The organism is Nocardioides daphniae (assembly GCF_004777465.1).
GTDB classification, from domain to species: Bacteria; Actinomycetota; Actinomycetes; order Propionibacteriales; family Nocardioidaceae; genus Nocardioides; species Nocardioides daphniae.
In genome coordinates this window covers 2085921-2108670 of record NZ_CP038462.1, presented here as the reverse complement: position 1 = coordinate 2108670, position 22750 = coordinate 2085921, and the positions used below count along the sequence as shown (strand labels likewise).

The window sequence follows — 22750 nt, the reverse complement described above, 5'->3', positions numbered from 1 at the left end:
CTCAGGTCACTTCTCCGCGATCTCGTGGGTGGGGAGGGTGTGCTCGACGTGGTCCGGGATGTGCGCCACGGTGATGCGCTTGCGGAAGACCCAGTAGGTCCAGCCCTGGTAGATCAGCACGATCGGCGTGAAGATCACCGCCACCCACGTCATCACCTTGAGCGTGTACGCGGTGGCCGCGGCGTTGGTGGTGGTCAACGAGAAGGCCGCGTCGGTCGTCGACGGCATCACGTCGGGGAAGAGGCCCAGGAAGAGCCCCGAGACCGCCAGGGCGATGGTCGCGAAGGTGCCGATGAAGGCCCAGCCCTCGCGGCCCTGGAGGTTGGCGACGAGTGCGCCGACCAGGGCCAGGGCGGCCAGGACGAAGGCGACGGCCGACGCGGTGTCGCCGGTCTTCACCTGGATCCAGCCCATGAAGACGACCGCCAGGACGGCGGCCACCACACCGAGCTTCGTCGCCATCTCGCGGGCCCGGTAGCGGATCTCGCCATCGGTCTTCAGCGCCACGAAGATGGCACCGTGGGTGGCGAAGAGGCTCGCGGTGACGAGTCCGCCGAGCAGGCCCAGCGGGTTGAGCAGGGTGAAGAGCGTGCCGGTGAACTCCTTGTCGGCGTCGATCGGCACGCCGGCCACGATGTTGGCGAAGGCCACGCCCCACAGCACGGCGGGGAGCCACGAGCCCACGATCAGCGCCATGTCCCAGCGCTTGCGCCAGGTGTCGTCGTCACGCTTGTGCCGGTACTCGAAGGCGAGGTTGCGCACGATGAGCGCGACCAGGATGAGCAGCAGCGGCAGGTAGAAGCCGCTGAAGAGCGTGGCGTACCACTCGGGGAAGGCGGCGAAGGTCGCGCCGCCCGCGACGAGCACCCACACCTCGTTGCCGTCCCAGACCGGGCCGACGGTGTTGTACATGACGCGTCGTTCCTTCTCGTTGGTCGCGAGCCTGGGCAGCAGCATGCCGACGCCGAAGTCGAAACCCTCGAGGGTGAAGTAGCCGATCCAGAGGATCGCGATGAGCGCGAACCAGACGGTGGTGAGTTCCATGGTCCCTCTCCTCTCAGTAGGCGAACGCCATGGGGCGGTCGTCGTCGTGGCCGCCCAGAGGGACCTCCGGGGGCTCGGTGAACGGTTCGGCGCCGAGCTTCACGTACTTGACGAGCAGGGCGACCTCGACGACCGCGAGCACGGCGTAGAGCAGCGTGAGGACGATCAGCGAGGTGGCCGCCTCGAAGACGCTGACGCCGGGCGAGACCGCGTTCTCGGTGGTCATCAGGCCGTAGACGGCCCAGGGCTGACGACCCATCTCGGTGAAGATCCAGCCGAACGAGTTCGCGGCGACCGCGGTGATCGGCAGCGACAGGCCGAGGACGGCCGGCCAGCGCCGACCGTGCGGCACCCGGCCCTTGCGGGTGGCCCACAGCAGGACCGCAGCGCCGAGGGCGACCCAGATGCCCAGACCCATCATGAAGCGGAACGACCAGTAGGTGATCGGGATGACCGGCACGTAGTCGGTGGCGCTGTAGTACGCCGCGCCGGGTCCTGGCCGTAGGTCTCGATGTAGCGCTCACGCAGCGGGTTGATGCCCTCGACGGTGCCGTTGAACGACCCGGTGGCGAGGAACGAGGTCAGTCCGTGGATCTCGATGATGCCGAGTGCCTCCGAGCCGTCGAGGCGGCCGATGGTCAGCACCGAGAAGGGCGCGGTGGTCGTGGTCTCGTAGAGACCCTCCGCGGCCGCCATCTTCATCGGCTGGACCTCGGTCATGATCTTGCCCTGGATGTCGCCCGAGACCGCGACCCCCAGGCCGCCGACCAGTGCCGCGACGGCGCGATGCGGATCGCCTTGTGGTAGAGCGCGCGGTCGTGCTGGTGCCGCTTCGAGACGTACAGGTAGGCCGCGACGCCGACCATGAACGCGCCAGCGGTCATGTAGGCGGCGAGCACCACGTGCGGGAAGGTGACCAGCTGGACCTTGTTGAACATCACCGCGGCGAAGTCGACGAGCTCCGCGCGCCCGGTCTCCGGGTTGTACGTGTGCCCGACCGGTGCTGCATCCAGCTGTTGGCGGCCAGGATGAACCAGGCCGAGGCCAGCGTGCCGAGGTGGACGAGCCACATGCAGGCGGCGTGCAGGGCACGCGGCAGCTTGTCCCAGCCGAAGATCCACAGTCCGAGGAAGGTCGACTCGAGGAAGAAGGCGAGGAGGCCCTCCACGGCCAGGGGAGCCCCGAAGACGTCACCCACGAAGCGCGAGTAGTCCGACCAGTTCATGCCGAACTGGAACTCCTGCACGATGCCGGTGACGAGGCCGAGTGCGAAGTTGATCAGGAAGAGCTTCCCGAAGAACTTCACCAGGCGCAGGTACTCCTCCTTGCGCGTGCGCACCCAGATCGTCTCCATGACCGCGATCAGCATGGTCAGTCCGATGGTGAGCGGCACGAACAGGAAGTGGTAGACGGTGATGATGCCGAACTGCCATCTCGCGATGTCCAGGACTTCCACGGTTCCTCCAACAGGTGTGGGACTCAGGGGCGGTTCGGCACTCGTCGGTCCGCCCGAACTACTACACACGGTAGTACGAATTACTACGGAGAGTAGTACGTGTTGACTCGTAGGTACACTTGGGGGGTGACAGTGAAGAAGAAGCTCTCCGCCGCACGCTCCACGACCACCACCCGCACCGCCGGCAAGGCGCAGCTGGGCGACCTGGAGCGTGCCGTGATGGACGTGCTCTGGGACCTCGACGAGGGCCAGGAGGTCACTGTCCGCGAGGTGCACGCCGCCCTGTCGCAGACGCGGGACGTCGCCTACACGACCGTGATGACGGTGATGGATCGCCTCGCCCGCAAGGGGATGACGATCCAGCACAAGGAGGGGCGTGCCTACCGCTACCTCGCCCGCACCACGCGCGCGGAGATGACGGCCGACCTGATGCGGGGCACCCTCTCGGACCTCGGCTCCGGTGAGCGGGAGCCCGCCCTCGTCGCCTTCGTCGAGGAGGCCTCCGCCGAGGACCTGGCAGCACTGCGTCGTGCGCTCGCGGCGCTGGACGCCAGCTGACCCGGCGCCGATGACACCCTTCGTCCTCGGGGCCACCGCGGTCCTGCTGGCGGGCCCCGTGCCCGCGCTCCTGGCCCGCTGGCGGCGCCTGCACCACACGCCCTTCACGGCCATGGTGCTGTGGCAGGCCGTGGCCCTGGCTGCCGTGCTCTCGGCCGTCGGTGCCGGCCTCTCGCTGATCACCGACTCGACCTGGAACAAGGACCACGGACCGCTCGAGCTCGCGGCCGCGGTGCTGGCCGGGCTGCTGACTGTGTCGGTGGTCGTACGCCTGCTGCTCTCGGGCCACCGGGTCGGCACCTCCCTGCGCGCGACCCGCAGGCGCCACCGCGAGCAGCTCGACCTGGTCGCCGAGCGTCTCGGTGCCCACGGCCGCGTACGCGTGCTCGACCACGACGTGCCGGTCGCCTACTGCGTGCCCGGGGTGGGCAACCCGCGCGTGGTGGTCTCCGGTGCGACGCTCCAACGCCTGGACGAACGCCAGCTCAACGCCGTCTTCGCGCACGAGAGCGCCCACCTCAAGGCGCGCCACGACCTGGTGCTGGAGGCCTTCACGGTGCTGCACCGCGCCTTCCCGACGTGGGTCTCCTCCTGCGCCGCGCTGCGCGAGGTCCAGCTGCTCGTGGAGATCCTCGCCGACCGCGCCGCCCTCAAGGTGGGGAGCGCGAAGGACCTCGGCCACGCGCTGCTGACCATGGCTGGTGGCCGGGCCCCTGAGGGGGCGATGGGGGCCGGCACCGTCGACCTGGTCGAGCGGGTCCGGGTCCTCGGCGAGCTGCGACCGCGACCGCTGCAGGTCTTCCTGCTCCTGGCGACGTCGTGGGCCCTCCTGGTGGCCCCGACCGCGCTGGTCGTCGCGCCCTGGCTCAACGAGCTGTAGACGGGCGACGAGGCGCCGTTACGCGTGCGAGGCCCCGCCGACCGGGTGGTCGACGGGGCCCCGCGCTGTGCCTGTCGGCGGGTGGGAGCTCAGCTCACGCTGGGCCTCACCTCTTGCGGACCGTGAACTTCACGGTCGTCCGGCTCGCCTTCACCTTCGCCGAGCCCATGTAGGCCGCGACCAGCGAGTACTTGCCGGGCTTGAAGTTGCGCGTCACTTTGATGACCACCTTGCCATTGCGCAACGTGCCTTGGCCGACCTTCGCGCCCTTGACGCGCAGGACGACCTTACCGTTGACCGTCTTCACGGCCCGCGACTTCACGGTGACCGTCACCTTGAAGTCCTGACGGGGTCGCAAGGACTTCGGCGCGACGCTGGCGCGGGTCGTCGACCCGGCCTTCGCCTTGGCCTTCACGATGACCTTGACCTGGTCCTTGGCGGGGGCGAACTGCCCCTCGCCGAGGTAGGCGGCCGTGAAGGTGTGGCTGCCCAGAGGCAGGTTCTTCGGCAGGTCGAACGTCGCCTTGCCGTTCTTCACCGTCTTGGTGCCGAAGCCCTTTCCGCCCGGACCGGTCAGCCTGACCTCACCCGTCGGGGTGGAGCCGGCGGTGCCGTCACGCGAGACCTTCACGGTGACCTTCGAGGGCTTGCCCTGCTCCACCGGGGAGGGGGAGTGGGTGGCCTCGACGTCCACCGCCACCAGGCAGGTGGTGACCTTGACGTTGTCGACGTACCAGCCGTCGACGCCACCACAGCCGTCACGACCGATGTCGAAGCGGAACTGCACCAAGTCGCCCGCCCCGGCGCCGGCTGCGGCGAGGTCAACGACGGAGGTGCCCCACGAGCCGGTCAGCTCGCCGCCGTCGGTGCCGGTGAAGCCCGGCTGCCCGGCGAGCGGGTTGGTGTTGGTGGCCGAGGTGGCCAGCGTGGGGGCGCGTTGAAGACGTAGGCCTCGGCCGGGATCGGCGCGAAGCCACCCCCGTTGACGCTGATCTTCACGTTGCCGCCGTCGTAGCCGGACTCGGTCGCCACGTAGTGGTCGAACGACAGCTTCGGGAAGCGGTTCGCGGCGCCCGGGAGCTCGATCGTGGTGCTGGTGATCGAGTCACGGCTGGAGAAGTCGTTGGCTCCTCCCTGGCAGTCGCCGCGGTCGGGGGCCGGACCGTAGGCCACCTTGGTGGCGTTGGCCCCGGGCGCGTCGGCCACGGACTCCCAGGGTGCGCCGAAGCCGCCCTCGTAGACGATCTCCTGCGAGGTCTCCCAGCCGGCCAGGCCGTCCTCGAAGTCCTCGCTCCACACGGTGTCGGTGGTCAGGCCGTCGCCGCAGAGCGACGGGGTGTCGGAGTCGAGCAGCGGCTGGAAGTTGCACTGCTCCGGCGGCGTACGCAGTTCGGTCGCCGCGACGGCGTTGGCGACCTGCGTGCAGTCGCCGGCGGTGAGCTGGCCCGAGACGACGGGCGTCGCGTCGGGAGCCGTCGTCAACTTGTTCACGCTGGACCCGACCAAGTCGGTGCACGACGCCTCGAGGGCGTCGGCGTGGTCGACGAAGTCGGAGACCGGGGTGAGGTAGTTGGACTGGGCCCGCCAGTGGATGGCGGCGGCCTTGTCGAGGCCGATGCCCTCGACCGTGACGCCGTTGTAGGTGCCGCCGTCGGTGAGCAGCGCGAAGGCGTGGTTCGGCACGCCCGAGTTGCTGTGCACGCCGCCGGCGTCGGAGGTGTCGCAGTGGTACTCGGCGTCGGTGACCTTGCCCGGGTCGCCGTAGCAGGTCGGGTTCCACATGTCACGGATCGCGCCGCCGAAGGCCGACGAGTCCTCGCCGACGAGCCAGCGGAGGCTCTCCTCCTTCGGGGTGGTGCCGGCGTCCTTGACCGTCACGGTGACGGGCGCGGTCGCGGACTTGATCTTCGCGCCGTCCTCCTGGCGCACCATGACGCCGTAGATGTCGGCCGTGCCGGACATCTGGATGGGCAGGCGGGCCGGGGCGTTGTCGCCGACGACGATGCCGGTGGCGCCGGCGGCCTCGGCGTTGGCCGCCTTGACCGCGAAGGTGCAGGAGCCACGGTCGGCGTAGGCGAACTTGCCCGAGACCGCTCCCGCGTTCGAGAACGGCGAGCACGCGTCGGTCGCGGTGTAGCCGTCACCCTCGACGGCGTCCTGGGCGACGACCACCTCGGCGGTGATGCCGCTCTGGCTGAAGGTCGGGCCGAAGGCCGCCGGGCTGGCGTCGGCGCACGGACCGGCGATCGCCGCGGGGGCGTCGATCGTCATCGTGATGTCGCCGCGGGTCGAGGCCGAGCACTGGTCGGGCGTACGCGGCGTGGTGAGGTCGCCCTCGTCCTCGTCCATGCGGCCGTTGACCATGTCGACGGTCTCGCCCCAGATGTCGGAGAAGGACTCGTTGAGCGCGCCCGACTGCCACTGGTAGATCAGCCCGGAGGTGTACTCGGTGTAGGCGTGGCCCCACTCGTGCGCCACGACGTCGTCGGAGGAGACGCCGTCGCAGTAGTTGGTGGTGACGCCGTTCCAGTTGGCGTTGGGGCAGGAGATGGACGGGTCGTTGTTGATCGTGTTCATCCGCGCCCCTCGCCGTCGTAGGAGTCACGGCCGAAGGCGTTGCGGAAGAGCCAGTAGCTCTCGCCGGTGCTCTTCACCATCGAGTCCTGGTCCTCGTTGACGGTGGCGGCCGGGTCCGGCAGGAGCGGGTCGCCCTCCTTCCACACCAGGGTCAGGTTGCGGTCCTCGTCGGCCTCGTACAGGCGACGGTCGAGCGCCTCGTGGATGATCGAGTAGCGGTTGAGCAGCTTGCCGGTGGTGGCGTCGACGAAGACGGCGTCGCGCACGTTGCGCTCGTTGCTGACCTCGACGACGTACGCCAGGGTGGCCTCACCCTTGACGCCGCGGGTGGAGCCGACGCGGTAGACGACCAGGTCGTTGGAGGCGGCCTTGATGCCGGTGGTGTCGGCCTTGCCGTTCTCACCGGGAGGTTGCTGGCGCACCGTGGTGACGGCGCGCTCGGCGGCCTGGGCGGCGGTGAAGCGCGGCTCGACGGAGAGGTTGAGGTCGGGGGCGGCGTAGCCGTTGACGGAGACCAGGTCGCCCTGGGCGTCGACGTGGGCCCGCAGCTTGGAGCCGAAGACCGGGACGCCCTTGTAGGCCTGCTCGAAGTCGACGGTCCAGCCGGTCTTCGACGAGATGACGCCGGTGCGCTCGAGCTCGGCGGCGCGGGCACCGAAGGCGGTGGCGTGCTGGGCCACGTACGCCTCGGCCTTGGCCACGGCGGCGTCCTTGCCCTTGCCGGGACGGGCGGGGAGGAGGTCGCCCGACCCCTTGACCCGGATGAAGCCGACACGGCCGGTGGCCGGTTCGGCGGAGACCGCGGTGGTGCCCTGGGCCTGTGACTTCATGGACTGCACACCCGGGGGTGTGGGTGTGACGGGGCGGGCTTGGGCCGCGGTCAGGGGAGCGGCTGCGAGGCCGGCTCCGATCACCACCAGCGCAAGCCCCTGGGAGAGGAGCTTCACGTCGTGTCCTTCCGAGAACAACTGTGTCTACGCCACCCGAGATTGTGTGGGTGTCGTCACCCTAAGGAGAGAAATGTTCGGGCGTAAAGGGTGAGCGCGAAGATCCTTCAACTCCGAGTTCTGGACCGTGTCCCGATCCGAGTGTCAGCCCGCCGCGCCGAGGCGGGCGGGCAGCGACACGCACCTGTGGTTCATGTGACTGGTGAGGCGAATCAACTAGGGTCGCAGCATGGCGACCCGTACGTCTTCCCCGCCGCGGTCGCGGAGTTCGAGCACTTCAGGCAAGGGTTCGAACACCCGATCACGGAGTACTGGCTCGAGCGGAGCCGGCAAGAGTGCCTCACGTCCTGCCCCCAAGTCGGCAGGACGTGGTTCGTCGCGCCCCGCCCAGGCGGCGCGACGTCCGGCACCTCGAGCCGTCCGCAACGGCCCCGGACCGGTGAGCAGGACCTTCGCCGCCCTCGGGCGCGCGCTGGTCGCCACCTGGATGGGCATGGCCCACGGGGTGGGCGCGGTCGCGCGCAGCCTGGGCCACGGCGCCCGTGACCTCGACCCGGAGGTGCGGCGTGACGGGGTCGGCCTCTTCATGCTCGGCCTGGCGATGGTGGTGGCCGGTGCCGTCTGGTGGCAGCCACCCGGCGGGGTGATGGACCTGGTCCGCTCCGCCACCGCCGGCACCGTCGGCAAGGTCGCCTGGGCCGTGCCGCTCGCCTTCGCCTACCTGGGGTGGCGCACGCTGCGCGACCCCGAGCGCAACGGTCCGGTCGGACGCCAGGTCATCGGCTGGACGGCCGTGCTCCTCGGCGTCCTGGGCCTGGTCCACATCGCCAACGGCAACCCGCAGCCCAGCCTCGGCGACGCCCGCGAGCTGCAGCAGGCCGGGGGAGCGGTCGGCTTCGTGGTCTCCAGCCTCCTGCTGGACCTGCTGCGCACCCCCTTCGTCGTGGTGCCGATCCTGGTGCTCGTCACCGTCTTCGGCGTGCTGGTCATCACCGCAACGCCGATCTACCAGGTGCCGACCCGGCTCGCCGAGCTGCGTGACCGCCTGCTCGGTCGCCACTACGACGAGGACGAGTCCGACGAGCCGACCAGCCGTCGTCGCGGCCGGCGTGCCGACGACGAGATCGACCCCGACATGGGGGACCCGGCGTACGACACCCCGCTGGTCGAGGACCGCGAGATCACCAAGCGGCGCCGGCGCCCCGACCCGATCGACGTCGCCCTCGAGCAGGACGCCGAGCAGACCGACGCCGGCGTCGGCATCTTCGCCCCCGTGGTGGCCGACGCGCCGAGCCCCGGCTCCGTGGTCGAGCCGCCGCCGCACACCCCGCTGCCGCCGCGCGTGGAGCAGCTCGCCCTGTCCGGCGACGTGACCTACACGCTCCCCGCCAGCACCGTCCTGCAGCCCGGCTCGCCGCACAAGGCGCGTACGAAGGCCTCCGACGACGTCGTCGGACGCCTCACCCAGGTGCTCGACGAGTTCGGCATCGACGCGGCCGTCACCGGCTACACGCGTGGCCCGACGGTGACCCGGTACGAGGTCGAGCTCGGCCCCGGCGTCAAGGTCGAGAAGATCACCAACATCCAGCGCAACATCGCGTACGCGGTCGCCTCGGCCGACGTGCGCATCCTCAGCCCGATCCCGGGCAAGTCGGCCGTGGGCGTCGAGATCCCCAACGCCGACAAGGAGATCGTGTCGCTGGGTGACGTGCTGCGCTCCGACGTGGCGCGCAACAACCACCACCCGATGGTGGCCGGCCTGGGCAAGGACGTCGAGGGTGGCTTCGTCGTGGCCAACCTCGCGAAGATGCCCCACCTGCTCGTCGCCGGTGCCACCGGCTCCGGAAAGTCGTCGTTCATCAACTCGATGATCACCTCGATCATGATGCGCGCGACGCCCGACGAGGTCCGGATGATCATGGTCGACCCCAAGCGCGTGGAGCTCAACGCCTACGAGGGCATCCCGCACCTGATCACCCCGATCATCACCAACCCCAAGAAGGCCGCCGAGGCGCTGCAGTGGGTCGTGCGCGAGATGGACATGCGTTACGACGACCTGGCCAACTTCGGCTACCGCCACGTCGACGACTTCAACAAGGCCGTCCGCGCCGGCAAGGTCGAGGTGCCCCCGGGCTCCGAGCGGGTCCTGACCCCGTACCCCTACCTGCTGGTGATCGTCGACGAGCTCGCCGACCTGATGATGGTCGCCCCGCGCGACGTCGAGGACGCGATCGTCCGCATCACCCAGCTGGCGCGCGCGGCCGGCATCCACCTGGTGCTGGCCACCCAGCGTCCGTCCGTCGACGTCGTGACCGGCCTGATCAAGGCCAACGTGCCCTCGCGCCTCGCCTTCGCCACCTCCAGCCTCGGCGACAGCCGCGTCATCCTCGACCAGCCCGGCGCTGAGAAGCTCGTCGGCCAGGGTGACGGCCTCTTCCTGCCGATGGGTGCCTCCAAGCCGATCCGCGTGCAGGGTGCCTGGGTCACCGAGGCGGAGATCCACGAGGTGGTCTCGGCGTGCAAGAACCAGCTCGAGCCGACGTACGTCGAGGAGGTCACCGCGCCGGCGGCCGCCAAGCGCGAGCTCGACGACGACATCGGCGACGACCTCGACCTGGTCATCCAGGCCATCGAGCTGGTCGTCTCCACCCAGTTCGGCTCGACCTCGATGCTGCAGCGCAAACTGCGCGTCGGCTTCGCCAAGGCCGGACGCCTGATGGACATCCTGGAGAGCCGCGGCGTCGTCGGACCCAGCGAGGGATCGAAGGCCCGCGACGTGCTGGTCAAGCCTGACGAGATCGACGGAGTGATCGCGACGCTCGAGGGGGAGCGATGAACACTGCAGACAACACGGCCGAGCAGCTCCACGACGACCACGTCGTCCAGGACACGCCCGGGCTGAGCCTGGCCGGGGAGATCGTGGAGGTGCGCCGCAACTCCGCGGTCGCCGCCGTGGTCGGCACCCTCGCCTCCGGCGTCGCCATCGCCTGGTTCGGGCGAGCGATCAGCTCCGCCTCGGTCGGCGACTGGATCCTGGTGGCCCTGATGGGTGGCCTCGGCGCGCTCTGGCTGGCGACCCTGGTGGACGCGCGCACGCCACTGCTCGTCGCCGACGACCAGGGGTGCGCCTGCGCCTGGGCCGCGCCTGGGTGGGCTTGCCCTGGTCGGCCGTGGAGCGGGTCGAGCACCGTCCCCGGCGCGGGCTGCTGCGCGACGGCGTGCTCAACGTCGTCCCGCACAACCCCGACCGCCTGCTCGCCGAGGTCGGCCCCGCGGCCGCCCGGCACGCGCGCGTCGCCGCCGCGGATGTACGGCGGCCCGCTCGCCCTGCCGCTCGGGCTCGGCACCCGCGTCGTCGGCGCCGGTGACGACCTGACCGCTGGTCTCGACCGACTGGCCAGCCGCGGTGCGGAGGTCGTCGTCGTGGGCGAGGCCGCCCCCGTGGAGGACGAGACCACGTCGGAGACCTGGGAGAGCCAGGACACCGTCGGCGCCGTCGACGCCCCGGCGGCGGCCGAGGAGCTCGCTCCGACGTACGTCGACGAGCCGGCTGAGTCCCTCGAGCCGGTCGAGCGGTCGGACGACGAGGCGAGCGCGACCACACCGCGTACGCGCTCGGCGGGTCTGCTCGACCGTGCCCGCGCCGGCGTGACCGCCCTGGTCACCCGACGCGGCCGTGACGACTCCGGGTCCGACGTCGAGCCGGTCGAGGCCGTCGTGGTGGAGGGGCCCGTCGAGGACGTCCTCGCCCGCGACGTCGAGCCGAGTGAGACCCCGGCCCCGGTGCGCTCGATCGTCGCGCCGTCGCGCAGCGAGGCCGTCAGCAGCGTGTCCGCCCCGGCCTCCGACGACACCCAGCTCATGGAGAGCGCCGAGGTCGACTTCTTCGAGGAGGACCAGACCTGGGGTGAGCGGGTCCGCCCGATCGCCCGCGAGGGTCAGCCGGTCGCCCCGGTGGTCGTCGACGACTTCGTGGTCGAGCCCGCCCAGGACCCCGTCGTCGGCCCCGAGCTGCGCGCCGCCCGGACGCGGCTGGGTCTCACCACCGACCAGCTCGCCGAGCGCACCCGCATCCGTCCGCACGTCATCGAGGCCATCGAGGTCGACGACTTCGTGCCGTGCGGCGGCGACTTCTACGCCCGCGGCCACCTGCGCACGCTGGCCCGCGTGCTCGGCATCGACGTGGCACCGCTGCTGGTCTCCTACGACGAGCGCTACGCGAACGCCCCGATCGACCCGCGCCGCGTCTTCGAGGCCGAGCTGGCCACCGGGTCGCACGGCTCGATCCGCGGCACCAAGGGCGGCCCCAACTGGTCGATCCTGGTCGCCGTGGTGATGGCCCTGGTCCTCGCCTGGTCGGTGGCCCGCCTCGTCATGGACGCCCCGCAGGGCACTGACGGCACCCCGGTGCTCAACGGATCCGGTGGCCCGGGTGGTGTCGGCAACTCGCTGGCCGACCCGGTGAAGGTGAAGGTCGCGGCCCCGACGAGCGGTGCCGAGGTCGTCGTCCGCGACGCCGGCGGCTCCATCGTCTTCCAGGGAGACCTGGCGATCGGCGAGAGCACCGAGGTCAAGGCCGCCCCGCCCGTCCGCGTCCAAGCCAGCGACGGGTCGGTCACCGTGAGTGTCGCCGGCAAGAAGCGTGGCGCCGTCGGCGAGGCCGGCGAGCCCGCCCAGGGCACCTACGCCGACTGAGACCCCGCCCGGGACAGCCCGCTGCCCGAGCCCTGCCCGTCCGGCTCCGGACGTGTCGCACACCCCACCTGGGGATGCGGCCGTTCGGTGGCCGGGCGGGCATACTCGTCTCCCGATGGACACGCCTACTTCCCCCGACTCCGCCGGGCCGATCAGCGTCGCCGTGGTCACCCTCGGCTGCGCCCGCAACGAGGTCGACTCCGAGGAGCTGGCCGGTCGCCTCGAGGCCGACGGCTTCCGGCTCGTCGACGACCCCGACCTGGCCGACACCGTCGTGGTCAACACCTGCGGCTTCGTGGAGTCCGCCAAGAAGGACTCCGTCGACACGCTGCTCCAAGCCAGCGACCTCAAGGAGCAGGGGCGTACGCAGGCCGTCGTCGCCGTCGGCTGCATGGCCGAGCGCTACGGCAAGGAGCTCGCCGACTCGCTGCCCGAGGCCGATGCCGTCCTGGGCTTCGACGACTACCCCGACATCGCCGCGCGCCTGCGCTCGATCCTGGGTGGGGAGAAGCACGAGCCGCACGTGCCGGCCGACCGCCGTGCCCTGCTGCCGATCTCGCCCGTCGACCGTGACGCCAGCACGATCAGCGTCCCCGGCCACGCCCCCCTGGTCGAGGCTCCGGTGATCCAGGCCCCCGACCTGGACGCCGCGTCGGCGCCGGCCAGCGGCCCCCGTGCCATGCGCCGCCGCCTCGACGGCGGACCGATGGCCCCGCTCAAGCTGGCCAGCGGCTGCGACCGTCGTTGCTCCTTCTGCGCCATCCCCAGCTTCCGCGGCTCCTTCGTCTCGCGCCGTCCCAGCGACGTGCTGCACGAGGCGCAGTGGCTCGCCACGCAGGGCGTCAAGGAGCTCTTCCTGGTCAGCGAGAACTCGACCTCCTACGGCAAGGACCTCGGCGACCTGCGCCTGCTGGAGACCCTGCTGCCGGAGCTCGCCGCGATCGACGGCATCGAGTGGGTGCGCGTCTCCTACATGCAGCCGGCCGAGACGCGGCCCGGGCTGGTGCAGGCCGTGGCGCGTACGCCCGGCGTCGTGCCCTACTTCGACCTCTCCTTCCAGCACGCCAGCGCGTCGGTGCTGCGCCGCATGCGTCGCTTCGGCGACCCGCAGAGCTTCCTCACCCTGCTCGAGCAGGTGCGCGCCGAGGCACCCGAGGCCGGCATCCGCTCCAACGTGATCGTCGGCTTCCCCGGTGAGACCGAGGAAGACCTGGAGACGCTCTGCGACTTCCTCGAGGCCGCTCGCCTCGACGTCACCGGCGTCTTCGGCTACTCCGACGAGGACGGCACCGAGGCGGCGACGTACGACGGCAAGCTCGACCCCGACGAGGTCGCGGCCCGCGTCGCGCACGTCAACGCCCTGGTCGAGGAGTTGACGACGCAGCGCGCCGAGGAGCGCATCGGGGAGCGCGTGCAGGTGCTCGTGGAGCGCCTGGAGGACGGTGTCGTCGAAGGACGTGCCCAACACCAGGGCCCGGAGGTCGACGGCACCACCGAGCTGGTGGGTGCTCCCGACGACGTACGCATCGGAGACCTGCTGTGGGCCGAGGTCGTGGACAGCCAGGGCGTCGACCTGGTCGCGCAGGCGGAGAACGGAGAGACACGATGACCGAGGTGGTCACCAAGCCCAGCAACTGGAACGTGCCCAACGCACTGACCACGCTGCGCATCCTGCTCGTCCCGGTCTTCGGCTGGGCGCTGCTCATGGACGGTGGGGACTCCACCATGTGGCGCTGGATCGCCTTCGGGATCTTCGCCGGCGCCATGATCACCGACAAGATCGACGGTGACCTGGCGCGCAAGTACAACCTCGTCACCGACTTCGGCAAGATCGCCGACCCGATCGCCGACAAGGCGATCACCGGGATGGCCTTCATCGGCCTCTCGGTCACCGGGGACATCTGGTGGTGGGTCACCATCGTCGTGCTGCTGCGCGAGTGGAGCGTCACGATCCTGCGGCTGTCGGTGCTCAAGAAGGTCGTCATGCCGGCCGCCCAGTCGGGCAAGGTGAAGACTGCGCTGCAGGGCCTGGCCCTCGGCCTGCTGGTCATGCCGCTCCCGCACGGTGGCGCCCACGGAGGAGCCTTCGACGGGCTCGGCATCGTCGGCGAGGGCGTCTTCTACCTCGGTCAGGCCGCGTTGGCCGGTGCCGTGGTGATGACCGTGTGGTCGGGCTACGAGTTCTACCGTGAGGTCTGGCGCCAGCGCGCCGCACTGAAGTCCTGACCCCGTCCTGACGCGCCCCTGACCCGGCTGGAGGCACCGTGGAGTCGTCGCCCATCGACGCGGAGCTGACCGACCGCGCGGCCGAGGTGGTCGCCGAGCTCGTGGGCGCCGGCGCGACGCTGGCAGCCGCGGAGTCGCTGACCGGGGGACAGGTCGCTGCCGCGGTCACGGGCGTGCCGGGCGCCTCCCGGACGTTCGTCGGAGGGGTCGTCTCCTACGCGACGCGCGTCAAGGTCGACGTCCTCGGCGTACCGTCCGACGTCGTCGTCCACCACGGCGTGGTCTCGTCGCCGTGCGCGGAGGCGATGGCCGAGGGCGTACGCAGCCTGCTCGCCACGACGTACGGCGTCGCGACCACCGGGGTCGCCGGGCCCGACGAGCAGGAGGGCAAAGCAGCGGGGACCGTGCACGTCGCCGTCGCCTCCCCCGAGGGGGTGGTCTCCCGACAGCTGGCCCTGGACGGCGGCCGTCCGGAGATCCAGCGCGCCACCGTCGAGGCGGTCCTGGACCTGTTGCTGGGAATCCTCCGCAGGGAAGAACCAGCCGTCGGGTAGCGTTGCCCCCACGTCGAACCACTGCTTGATCGAGGAGGACGCATGGTGCTGTTTCGCCGGACGCTGGGCGAGGTGTTGCGTGCCGCCCGGATGGAGCGTGGTCTGACGCTGCGCGAGGTGTCGGCCGAGGCCCGTGTCTCCCTCGGATACATCTCCGAGATCGAGCGAGGCCAGAAGGAGGCCTCCTCCGAGCTCCTCGCCTCGCTGTGCGCAGCCCTCGACATGCCGCTCTCCTACGTCCTGCGCGAGGCCAGCGACGTGGTCGCCCGCGAGGAGGCGATGGGCCGCATGGCGTCCCTCGAGACGGCTCGTTCCTCCGCCGCCGAGGTCGTGGCCTCCGCCGCCTGACGGTGGGAGGGCCCGCGGGTCAGGTCTGGCAGCGCGGGCACCAGTACGTGGTGCGTTCCTGCATCTGCTTGCCCACCTGGTCGACCTCGATCATGCCTCCGCAGCGTCGGCACGCGCGCTGCCGGTAGACCCACGTACGCCGTCCCGGCCGCAGGTCCCCGGTCGTGGACTGAACGGCGCGCTCCTTGTTGAGCATCAGCACCTGGTGCGCCCGTCGTACCAGGCGCGGCAGCCCCTCGACCTCCCCCACGGGGGTGAAGGGGGAGCGACCGGCGAGGAAGCAGAGCTCGCAGGAGTACATGTTGCCCACGCCGGCCATCAGGGTCTGGTCCTGGAGCGCCTGCACCAGGGGCGTGGCCGGGTCGGCGACGAGCCGGGCCAGCGCCTCCTGCTCGTCCCAGTCAGGCCCCAGCAGGTCCGGCCCCAGGTGCGCCAGGAGTGCCGACTCCCGGGTGCGGGGGACGAGCTCCACGATCCCGAGTGAGAAGCCCACGGCCGTCGTCGTGGCCGTCTCCAGCACCACCCGGGCGGTGTGGGCAGGGCGCCGCCACGGTTCGCCGGGGCGGTAGGTCCGCCACGCGCCCTCCATCTTGAGGTGGGTGTGCAGGGTCCACTGCTGGTCGTGGTCGAGCCGCATCAGCAGGTGCTTCCCGCGGGCGACGCTGCTGGCCACGAGGCCACCCGCCAGGTCGACGGTCGCCAGGTCAGGCACCCGGAAGTCCGATCGCACCAGCGTCTGGCCGGCCAACGCCGTCTCCAGCGCGCGGGCGGCCCGCCAGACGGTGTCGCCCTCAGGCACGGATCCTCAGCCCCCGTGGCGTGGTGACGAAGCCGGCCTCGTTCATCGCCGTGCGCAGCGCCGACTCGCCCGAGCCGAGCAGGGGCTCCCCGTCGGCCTTCTCCACCGTCAGCTGGCCGAGGGTGCCGCGTCGTACGGCGTCGGCCAGGGCAGCGGCCGCAGGGCGGAGGTCGTGCTCCTCTTCGCCCCAGGTCAACAGGGTCTTGCCGCCGCGCTCCACGTAGAGGACCAGGCGGCCGTCGACCAGCACCACCACGGCGCCGGCCTTGCGTCCGGGGCGGTGGCCGGTGGACTCCGGCCACGGCAGCGCGGCGCCGTAGGGGTTGGCCGGGTCGGTCGCAGCCAGGGCCAGGGCCACCGGCTCAGCGGCCCGCTCCTCGGGCGCGTCGGCGAAGGTGCGCAGCCGGTCCACGGAGCCGGCCGTGCCGAACTGTGCGGCGCCGAGACCCTCCACGAAGTAGCCGCGTCGGCAACGCCCGTTCTCCTCCAGGGCGCCGAGCACCCGGTAGACAGCGGCGAACCCGCCCGGGACCCGCTCGGAGGCGACCGCCCCGCGGGTGACGACGCCGTGCCGCTCCAGCAGGAGCCCGGCCCGGGCGTGGGCCACCCGCGTCGGGTCGGTCTCCCGCTGCGGCAGGAGCGACCAGCGTCCTGCCGTCTCCGGTGGGCCGGTGCGTGACGGCATCCGGGCGGCACGCGGTGGCTTGCGACGCGAGCGGTGGGCCGTGGAGCCGCCGCGCAGCAGGCCGCGGAGCGGCACGACGGTGTCACCAGAGACGTGCCCGCTCCACACGAGGCTCCACAGAGCCGTGCTCAGCGCCCGGTCGTCAGTGCTCTTGACCAGGTCAGACAGCTGGCGGAAGAACCACGCACCGCCGGGGGCGAGCGCCTCCAGCACGGAGAGCGCGAGCGGGTCGAGCTCGGTCTCGTCGGGCGGCGGCAGGGTGAGGTGGGCCTGGTCGGCCGGGTGCAGGCTGATCCATCCGTCGGTCCCGGGGAGGGCGCCGTGGCCGGCCCACAGCACCTCCCCGGACGCGGTGAGCTCGTCGAGGTACGAGGGTTCGTAGTCGCGGACACGCGCGGGCAGGACCAGCGACTCCAGCGCGCTCGCGGGGACCGGGCAGCCGGCCAGCTGGTCGACCACGGTCAGGACGCCGTCGATGCCCCAGAGCCCGACGCGGGTCGCGCTCCCGGCCACCTTCTGCCACACCGGCAGGAACCGCGCCAACGCCTCGGGGGAGACCGGCTCGACCTCCTGCCGCAACGCGGCCAGGGAACGTCGGCGGATGCGGCGCAGGACCTCGGCGTCGCACCACTCCTGCCCCTCGCCGTCGGGTCGGAACTCGCCCTCGACGAGCCGGCCCCGTGCGACCAGGCGGGCGAGGGTCTGGCGTACGACCGCCACGCCCAGGCCGAAGCGGGTCGCGGGCTCCGACGGGGTGAAGGGGCCGTGCGTACGCGCGTAGCGACCGAGCAGCTCACCGAGCGGGTCCTCCGACGGCTCGGTGAAGACGGCGGGGACCCCGGCGGGCACCGGCACGCCCAGCCCGTCGCGCAGGCGCGCGACCTCCTCGACCGTGCACCACATCTCGACACCGGCGATCCGGACCCGGGCGACGCGGCGCGACCCGGCCAGCGACTCCAGCCACCCGAGGGCGGAGTCAGGCTCGGTGCTGCGCTGCGCCACCTCCTCGGTGGTGAGCGGGCCGAGCAGGCGCAGCATGTCGGCGACCGCCTCGGCGTCCTTCGCGCGGCGGCTCTCGGCCAGCCACTGCACCTCACTCTCGACCTCGTCGATCACCGCGGGGTCGAGCAGCTCTCTCAGCTCGCTGCGCCCCAGCAGCTGGGCCAGCAGGGCCGGGTCGAGCGACAGGGCGGCGGCGCGCCGCTCGGCGAGCGGCGAGTCGCCCTCGTACAGGAACTGCGCGACGTAGCCGAAGAGCAGCGACCCGGCGAACGGGGACGGGTGCTGGGTCTCGACGTCGGTGACCGTGACCTCGCGCCGCTCGATCGAGCGCAGCACCGACACCAGGGCGGGGAGGTCGTAGACGTCCTGGAGGCACTCGCGCACCGCCTCCAGGACGATCGGGAACGACGGGTACTGGGCGGCCACCTCGAGCAGCTGGGCGCTGCGCTGGCGCTGCTGCCACAGCGGGGAGCGGCGTCCGGGGTCGCGGCGCGGCAGGAGCAGCGCACGCGCGGCGCACTCGCGGAAGCGGCTCGCGAAGAGCGCCGAGCCACCGACCTCCGTGGTGACGATGGCCTCGATCTCCTCGGGGTCGAAGACCACGAGCGAGGCGTCGGGCGGCTCGGCGTCGGTGTCGGGCACGCGGATCACGATGCCGTCGTCGCTCGCCATCGCCTGGGTCTCGACGCCGTACCGCTCGCGCAGCCGGGCGTTGATCGCCAGCGCCCACGGCGCGTGCACCGACGTGCCCCACGGCGAGTGCAGGACCAGGCGCCAGTCGCCGAGCTCGTCGCGGCACCGCTCGACGAGCACGTGGGAGTCGGTGGGCACGACCCCGGTGGCCTCGCGCTGCTCCTCGATGTAGCGCACCAGGTTGTCTGCGGCGTACGCGTCGAGCCCCTCGTCGCGCACGTGCTGCCGGGCGGCCTCGGGCGAGAGCGTCGTCAGGGTGCGGACGAGGTCACCGATCGCCGCGCCCATCTCGGCGGGGCGACCCAGCGTGTCGCCCTTCCAGAAGGGCAGGCGCCCCGGGATGCCCGGCGCCGGCGACACCAGCACCCGGTCGTGGGTGATCTCCTCGATCCGCCAGCTGGTGGCGCCCAGCGCGAAGACGTCACCCACCCGCGACTCGTAGACCATCTCCTCGTCGAGCTCGCCGACCCGACGACCCGACCCCTCACCGACGAGGTGGACGCCGAAGAGACCGCGATCGGGGATGGTGCCACCGCTCGTCACCGCCAGTCGCTGGGCGCCGGGCCGGGCAGTCAAGGTGTCGGCGACCCGGTCCCAGACCAGACGGGGGCGCAGCTCGGCGAACTCCTCGCTGGGGTAGCGGCCGCTGAGCAGGTCCAACGTCGCCTCGTACGCACTGCGCGGCAGGGCGGCGTACGGCGCGGCGCGTTGGACGAGCGTGTAGAAGTCATCGACCTCCCACTCGTCCATGGCGACGGCCGCGACCACCTGCTGGGCCAGCACGTCGAGGGGGTTCGCAGGGATCCGTAGCGCCTCGATGCCACCGGAGCGCATCCGGCTGACCGCCACGGTCGTCTGGGCCAGGTCGCCGCGGTGCTTCGGCATCAGCACGCCCCGGCTCACCTCGCCGACCTGGTGCCCGGCACGACCGACGCGCTGCAGGGCACTGGCCACCGAGGGGGGCGACTCGATCTGCACGACGAGGTCGACCGCACCCATGTCGATGCCCAGCTCGAGGCTGCTGGTCGCCACCACGCAGGGCAGGCGCCCGTTCTTGAGGTCGTCCTCGATGAGGGCCCGCTGCTCCTTGGAGACCGAACCGTGGTGGGCCTTGGCGATCACGACCTCCGCGCCGCCCTGGGCCACGCCCGATCCGCCCACCAGGCTGGCGGGGCGGTGCCCCTCGGTCAGGTCGCCGCCGGCGCGGGTCGTCGCGATCTCGTTGAGCCGCGCGGTGAGGCGCTCGGCCAGCCGCCGGGAGTTGGCGAAGACGATCGTCGAGCGGTGCTGCTCGACCAGGTCGACCACGTGCTCCTCTACGTGCGGCCACAGGGAGGGTGAGGAGGGGGCGTCCGGGTCGTCGGCACCGCCGACCTCGCCGGGGGCGGTCATGTCCTCGACCGGCACAACGACCTTGAGGTCCCACTCCTTGTGGCTCGGCGGGGCCACCACCTCGACCGGTGCCGCGCCGCCGAGGAAGCGGGCGACCTCGTCGATCGGGCGCACGGTCGCGCTCAGGCCGATCCGCTGCTGAGCCGGGCGGGGGAGCAGGTGGTCCAGCCGCTCGAGGCTGATGGCCAGGTGGGCACCGCGCTTCGTCCCGGCGACGGCGTGGACCTCGTCGAGGATCACCGTGTCGACCCCCCGCAACGCCTCGCGCGCCTGGCTGGTGAGCATCAGGAACAGCGACTCGGGGGTGGTGATGAGGATGTCCGGTGGCTTGGTGGCCTGACGACGACGCTCGGCCGCGTCGGTGTCGCCGGAGCGCAACCCCACGCGTACGTCGCGGACGGGGACGCCGAGGCGGTCCGCGGTGTGCCGGATGCCGGCGAGCGGAGCGCGGAGGTTGCGCTCGACGTCGACGGCCAGCGCCTTGAGCGGCGAGACGTAGAGCACGCGGCAGGCCGGTGCGTCGGCCTCCGGCTCCTGGGTCAGTACCCGGTCGAGCGCGGAGAGGAAGGCACTGAGCGTCTTGCCCGAACCGGTCGGCGCCACCACCAGGGCGTGCTGCCTGCGGTTGATCGCGTCCCACGCACCCTCCTGGGCGGGGGTGGGCGCGGCGAACGCAGCCTCGAACCATTCACGGGTCGGGGCGCTGAAGGCGTCGAGCGCGGGCACGGCGTCATCTTGTCACCGAGGTCCGACACCTACACCTGGTCGCGCGGGGGAACCTGTTTGTCCCGGACGACCGCGGGCTGGTTCCATGTGGCCATGGCAGACGAGCGCCCCACCCCCGACCCCCAGGCGATCACCCCCGAGACCAAGGACTGGACGTGGGTGCTGGAGCGCCCGTGCGAGGAGTGCGGCGTCGCCTCCGGCGACCTCGAGGTCCCTGCGCTCGCAGGCCTGCTCCACGACTCCGCGCTCGAGTTCGGTGAGGCGCTCAGGGCTCCGGACGCCACCCAGCGGCCCGCGCCGACCACCTGGTCGGCCTTGGAGTACGCCTGCCACGTGCGCGACGTGCACCGCACCATGGCGGCCCGACTCGACCTGATGCTGGAGCAGGACGACCCGGTCTTCGACAACTGGGACCAGGACGAGACCGCGGTGGCCGAGCGCTACTGGGAGCAGGACCCGGCCGTCGTCGACGTGGAGCTGGTGGAGGCCGCGGGGCACGCCGCCGGGCTGTGGGCCAGCGTGACCCCCGAGGCGTACGACCGTCCCGGACGCCGCAGCAACGGCAGCCTCTTCACGGTGAGGACCCTGGGGCAGTACCACCTCCACGACGTGCTCCACCACCTCCACGACGTGGGTCGCCCGGTCCCGCGGGCCCAGGGCGACGGACGATGAGGCACACGGAGTTCTGGACGCGGATGGACGAGGCGCTGGGTGAGGCCTCCTCCCGCAGCTGGGCAGAGCTGTTCGTGATCCCTGAGCTCGGCTCCCGCACGGCCTCCGAGGCGTTGGCCGCGGGCGTGGCGCCCAAGGAGGTCTGGCGCGCGGTGTGGCGCACCCTCGAGCTGCCCGAGCGCCTGCGGTGACGCTTCCTCGTACCGAGGCGCCGTTGGACGTCGCGGCGGTCCAACGCCGCACCGTGGGCAGCCTCGTGGCCGTCCAGGCGACCGGCGCACTGGGCATCACCATCGGCATCGCGACCTCGTCGCTGCTCGCCCGCGACCTCTCGGGGTCGGAGGAGATGGCCGGGCTGGCGCAGACCTTCCAGGTGCTCGGCACTGCCGTCGCCGCCTTCCTGATCGCCCGGTTGATGTCACGCCGTGGTCGCCGGACCGGTCTGGTGACGGGCTACCTGACCGCGGCCTGTGGCGCCCTGCTGGCGGTGCTCGCCGGGACGCTGGGCTCCATCACGCTGCTGCTGGTCGGGATGGTCCTGCTCGGCTCGGCATCCGCCTCCAACAACGCGGCGCGCTACGCCGCGACCGACCTGGCCGCGCCGGCGCACAAGGCGCGTGCCCTCTCCGTGGTCGTCTGGGCCACCACGTTGGGTGCCGTGGTCGGCCCCAACCTCACCGGGCCTGCCGCGGACGTCGCTGACGCGCTGCGCGTGCCCGAGCTGACCGGGCCGTTCGTCTTCGGCGCGCTGGGGACCGCGGCGGCAGCGCTGCTGGCGGCCCTGCTGCTGCGCCCGGACCCGCTCGTCCTGGCGCGCCAACTGAGCGACGACTCCTCGGCGCGTGTCGGGCAGGTGCCGACCGCGCCCTCCCTGGGCGAGGTGTGGAAGGCGCTGCGCAGCCACCCGTTGCTGGTCGCCGCCACCCTGGGCCTGGCCGGGGCGCACGCCACGATGGTCGCGGTGATGGTCATGACGCCGCTGCACATGGAGCACGGCGGTGCGGAGCTGCGGGTGATCGGCTTCGTCATCTCGTTCCACGTGCTGGGCATGTTCGCGTTTGCGCCCGTCGCGGGGTGGGCCGCCGACCAGTGGGGGCGGGCGAGGCTCCTGGTCGTGGGGGCGGGGGTGCTGCTGCTGGCGCTGCTGCTGAGTGGCCTCTCGCCGCAGGGCAGCTCGTGGCAGATCTTCTCCGGGCTCTTCCTGCTGGGGCTGGGGTGGTCGATCTCGACGATCGCCGCCTCGACCCTGCTCGCCGAGCACGCGCCGCTGGAGGTGCGCGCCGACGTTCAGGGAGCCGCTGACATGACCATGTCCCTGGCCGCCGCCGCGGCGAGCGCGCTCGCCGGCGTCATCGTCGGGACGTGGGGCTACGGGGCCCTCAACGCGTACGCGGCGGTGCTCGCCCTGGCGGTCCTGCTGGCGGGTGTTGCCGGGTTGCGACACGCCCGGCACCACTGATCCGTGTCGAACACCTGTTCGGGTACTGTCGTCTCCA

General features: G+C 71.7%; 18 protein-coding genes and 1 pseudogene. 11 read left to right on the top strand and 8 right to left on the bottom strand.

Translation table 11 applies throughout. The features are described from left to right. Positions 1–6 precede the first annotated feature (6 nt). The 3 genes and pseudogenes from cydB to E2C04_RS10325 all read right to left on the bottom strand — a co-directional run bounded on the left by cydB (position 7) and on the right by E2C04_RS10325 (position 2437). Complete coding sequence (cydB, locus tag E2C04_RS10330) at positions 7–1044, bottom strand: cytochrome d ubiquinol oxidase subunit II (RefSeq protein ID WP_135832517.1); 1038 nt, start codon at positions 1042–1044, stop codon at positions 7–9. Positions 1045–1057: 13 nt separating this feature from the next. Then, complete coding sequence (locus E2C04_RS20930) at positions 1058–1504, bottom strand: cytochrome ubiquinol oxidase subunit I (protein WP_275106488.1); 447 nt, start codon at positions 1502–1504, stop codon at positions 1058–1060. After that, a pseudogene (locus E2C04_RS10325) lies at positions 1462–2437 on the bottom strand (cytochrome ubiquinol oxidase subunit I). The gene E2C04_RS20930 and the pseudogene E2C04_RS10325 overlap by 43 nt, the downstream one beginning before the upstream one ends. Positions 2438–2626: 189 nt before the next feature. On the opposite strand from E2C04_RS10325, the gene E2C04_RS10320 reads away from it, so the two are divergent. Continuing rightward, positions 2627–3058 carry a BlaI/MecI/CopY family transcriptional regulator gene (locus tag E2C04_RS10320; RefSeq protein ID WP_308632352.1) on the top strand — a complete coding sequence of 144 codons (432 nt, stop codon included), beginning with the start codon at positions 2627–2629 and terminating at the stop codon, positions 3056–3058. Between the two features lie 10 nt (positions 3059–3068). Further along, positions 3069–3938 (top strand): M56 family metallopeptidase, encoded by an 870-nt coding sequence (locus E2C04_RS10315; RefSeq protein ID WP_135832516.1) that lies wholly within the window; start codon positions 3069–3071, stop codon positions 3936–3938. A 106-nt stretch (positions 3939–4044) separates the two neighbouring features. On the opposite strand, the gene E2C04_RS10310 is transcribed toward E2C04_RS10315, so the two are convergent. The 3 genes from E2C04_RS10310 to E2C04_RS10300 form a co-directional block, all read right to left on the bottom strand. Continuing rightward, on the bottom strand, positions 4045–4725 hold the full coding sequence (locus E2C04_RS10310) for an Ig-like domain-containing protein (RefSeq protein WP_238694514.1): 681 nt from the start codon (positions 4723–4725) through the stop codon (positions 4045–4047). 62 nt (positions 4726–4787) lie between these two features. Beyond that, positions 4788–6515, bottom strand: coding sequence for a M4 family metallopeptidase (locus E2C04_RS10305; RefSeq protein ID WP_135832514.1), 1728 nt, complete (start codon positions 6513–6515; stop codon positions 4788–4790). After that, on the bottom strand, positions 6512–7462 hold the full coding sequence (locus E2C04_RS10300; protein ID WP_135832513.1) for a hypothetical protein: 951 nt from the start codon (positions 7460–7462) through the stop codon (positions 6512–6514). Before E2C04_RS10300 ends, E2C04_RS10305 begins: the two co-directional genes overlap by 4 nt. Positions 7463–7691: 229 nt before the next feature. Here E2C04_RS10300 and E2C04_RS10295 point away from each other — a divergent pair, with 229 nt between their 5' ends. The 6 genes from E2C04_RS10295 to E2C04_RS10270 all read left to right on the top strand — a co-directional run bounded on the left by E2C04_RS10295 (position 7692) and on the right by E2C04_RS10270 (position 15285). Further along, positions 7692–10298 carry an FtsK/SpoIIIE family DNA translocase gene (locus E2C04_RS10295; protein ID WP_135832512.1) on the top strand — a complete coding sequence of 869 codons (2607 nt, stop codon included), beginning with the start codon at positions 7692–7694 and terminating at the stop codon, positions 10296–10298. Further along, entirely contained in the window at positions 10295–12157 is a 1863-nt protein-coding gene (locus E2C04_RS10290) for a helix-turn-helix domain-containing protein (RefSeq protein ID WP_135832511.1), read from the top strand. Before E2C04_RS10295 ends, E2C04_RS10290 begins: the two co-directional genes overlap by 4 nt. 151 nt (positions 12158–12308) lie before the next feature. Then, positions 12309–13766: a 30S ribosomal protein S12 methylthiotransferase RimO gene (gene rimO / locus E2C04_RS10285; protein ID WP_202977979.1), complete on the top strand. Its 1458-nt coding sequence runs from the start codon at positions 12309–12311 to the stop codon at positions 13764–13766. Further along, positions 13763–14383, top strand: a complete 621-nt coding sequence (gene pgsA, locus E2C04_RS10280) for a CDP-diacylglycerol--glycerol-3-phosphate 3-phosphatidyltransferase (protein WP_135832509.1) — start codon at positions 13763–13765, stop codon at positions 14381–14383. The genes rimO and pgsA overlap by 4 nt, the downstream gene beginning before the upstream one ends. A gap of 38 nt (positions 14384–14421) precedes the next feature. After that, the gene (locus E2C04_RS10275; protein ID WP_135832508.1) at positions 14422–14937 is read left to right on the top strand and encodes a CinA family protein; all 516 of its coding nucleotides are present in this window, start codon (positions 14422–14424) and stop codon (positions 14935–14937) included. Between the two features lie 42 nt (positions 14938–14979). Further along, positions 14980–15285 carry a helix-turn-helix domain-containing protein gene (locus tag E2C04_RS10270; RefSeq protein ID WP_135832507.1) on the top strand — a complete coding sequence of 102 codons (306 nt, stop codon included), beginning with the start codon at positions 14980–14982 and terminating at the stop codon, positions 15283–15285. Between the two features lie 19 nt (positions 15286–15304). Here E2C04_RS10270 and E2C04_RS10265 read toward each other — a convergent pair whose 3' ends face one another. After that, entirely contained in the window at positions 15305–16084 is a 780-nt protein-coding gene (locus tag E2C04_RS10265) for an Fpg/Nei family DNA glycosylase (protein ID WP_135832506.1), read from the bottom strand. Further along, positions 16077–20582 (bottom strand): ATP-dependent helicase, encoded by a 4506-nt coding sequence (locus E2C04_RS10260; RefSeq protein WP_135832505.1) that lies wholly within the window; start codon positions 20580–20582, stop codon positions 16077–16079. The genes E2C04_RS10265 and E2C04_RS10260 overlap by 8 nt, the downstream gene beginning before the upstream one ends. 93 nt (positions 20583–20675) lie before the next feature. On the opposite strand from E2C04_RS10260, the gene E2C04_RS10255 reads away from it, so the two are divergent. The 3 genes from E2C04_RS10255 to E2C04_RS10245 are packed head-to-tail and all read left to right on the top strand — an operon-like array spanning position 20676 to position 22713. Further along, complete coding sequence (locus E2C04_RS10255; RefSeq protein WP_135832504.1) at positions 20676–21254, top strand: DinB family protein; 579 nt, start codon at positions 20676–20678, stop codon at positions 21252–21254. Beyond that, positions 21251–21445, top strand: a complete 195-nt coding sequence (locus E2C04_RS10250; protein WP_135832503.1) for a DUF3046 domain-containing protein — start codon at positions 21251–21253, stop codon at positions 21443–21445. Before E2C04_RS10255 ends, E2C04_RS10250 begins: the two co-directional genes overlap by 4 nt. After that, on the top strand, positions 21442–22713 hold the full coding sequence (locus E2C04_RS10245; RefSeq protein ID WP_229721711.1) for an MFS transporter: 1272 nt from the start codon (positions 21442–21444) through the stop codon (positions 22711–22713). Before E2C04_RS10250 ends, E2C04_RS10245 begins: the two co-directional genes overlap by 4 nt. Positions 22714–22750 lie beyond the last annotated feature (37 nt).

What these genes read in the sequence shown, in the direction of transcription:
- cydB (WP_135832517.1), bottom strand. Translation starts at nt 1,044, where the DNA reads ATGGAACTCACCACCGTCTGGTTCGCGCTCATCGCGATCCTCTGGATC.
- E2C04_RS10250 (WP_135832503.1), top strand. Translation starts at nt 21,251, where the DNA reads ATGAGGCACACGGAGTTCTGGACGCGGATGGACGAGGCGCTGGGTGAG.
- E2C04_RS10255 (WP_135832504.1), top strand. Translation starts at nt 20,676, where the DNA reads ATGGCAGACGAGCGCCCCACCCCCGACCCCCAGGCGATCACCCCCGAG.
- E2C04_RS10295 (WP_135832512.1), top strand. Translation starts at nt 7,692, where the DNA reads ATGGCGACCCGTACGTCTTCCCCGCCGCGGTCGCGGAGTTCGAGCACT.
- pgsA (WP_135832509.1), top strand. Translation starts at nt 13,763, where the DNA reads ATGACCGAGGTGGTCACCAAGCCCAGCAACTGGAACGTGCCCAACGCA.
- E2C04_RS10315 (WP_135832516.1), top strand. Translation starts at nt 3,069, where the DNA reads ATGACACCCTTCGTCCTCGGGGCCACCGCGGTCCTGCTGGCGGGCCCC.
- E2C04_RS10305 (WP_135832514.1), bottom strand. Translation starts at nt 6,515, where the DNA reads ATGAACACGATCAACAACGACCCGTCCATCTCCTGCCCCAACGCCAAC.
- E2C04_RS10290 (WP_135832511.1), top strand. Translation starts at nt 10,295, where the DNA reads ATGAACACTGCAGACAACACGGCCGAGCAGCTCCACGACGACCACGTC.
- E2C04_RS10270 (WP_135832507.1), top strand. Translation starts at nt 14,980, where the DNA reads ATGGTGCTGTTTCGCCGGACGCTGGGCGAGGTGTTGCGTGCCGCCCGG.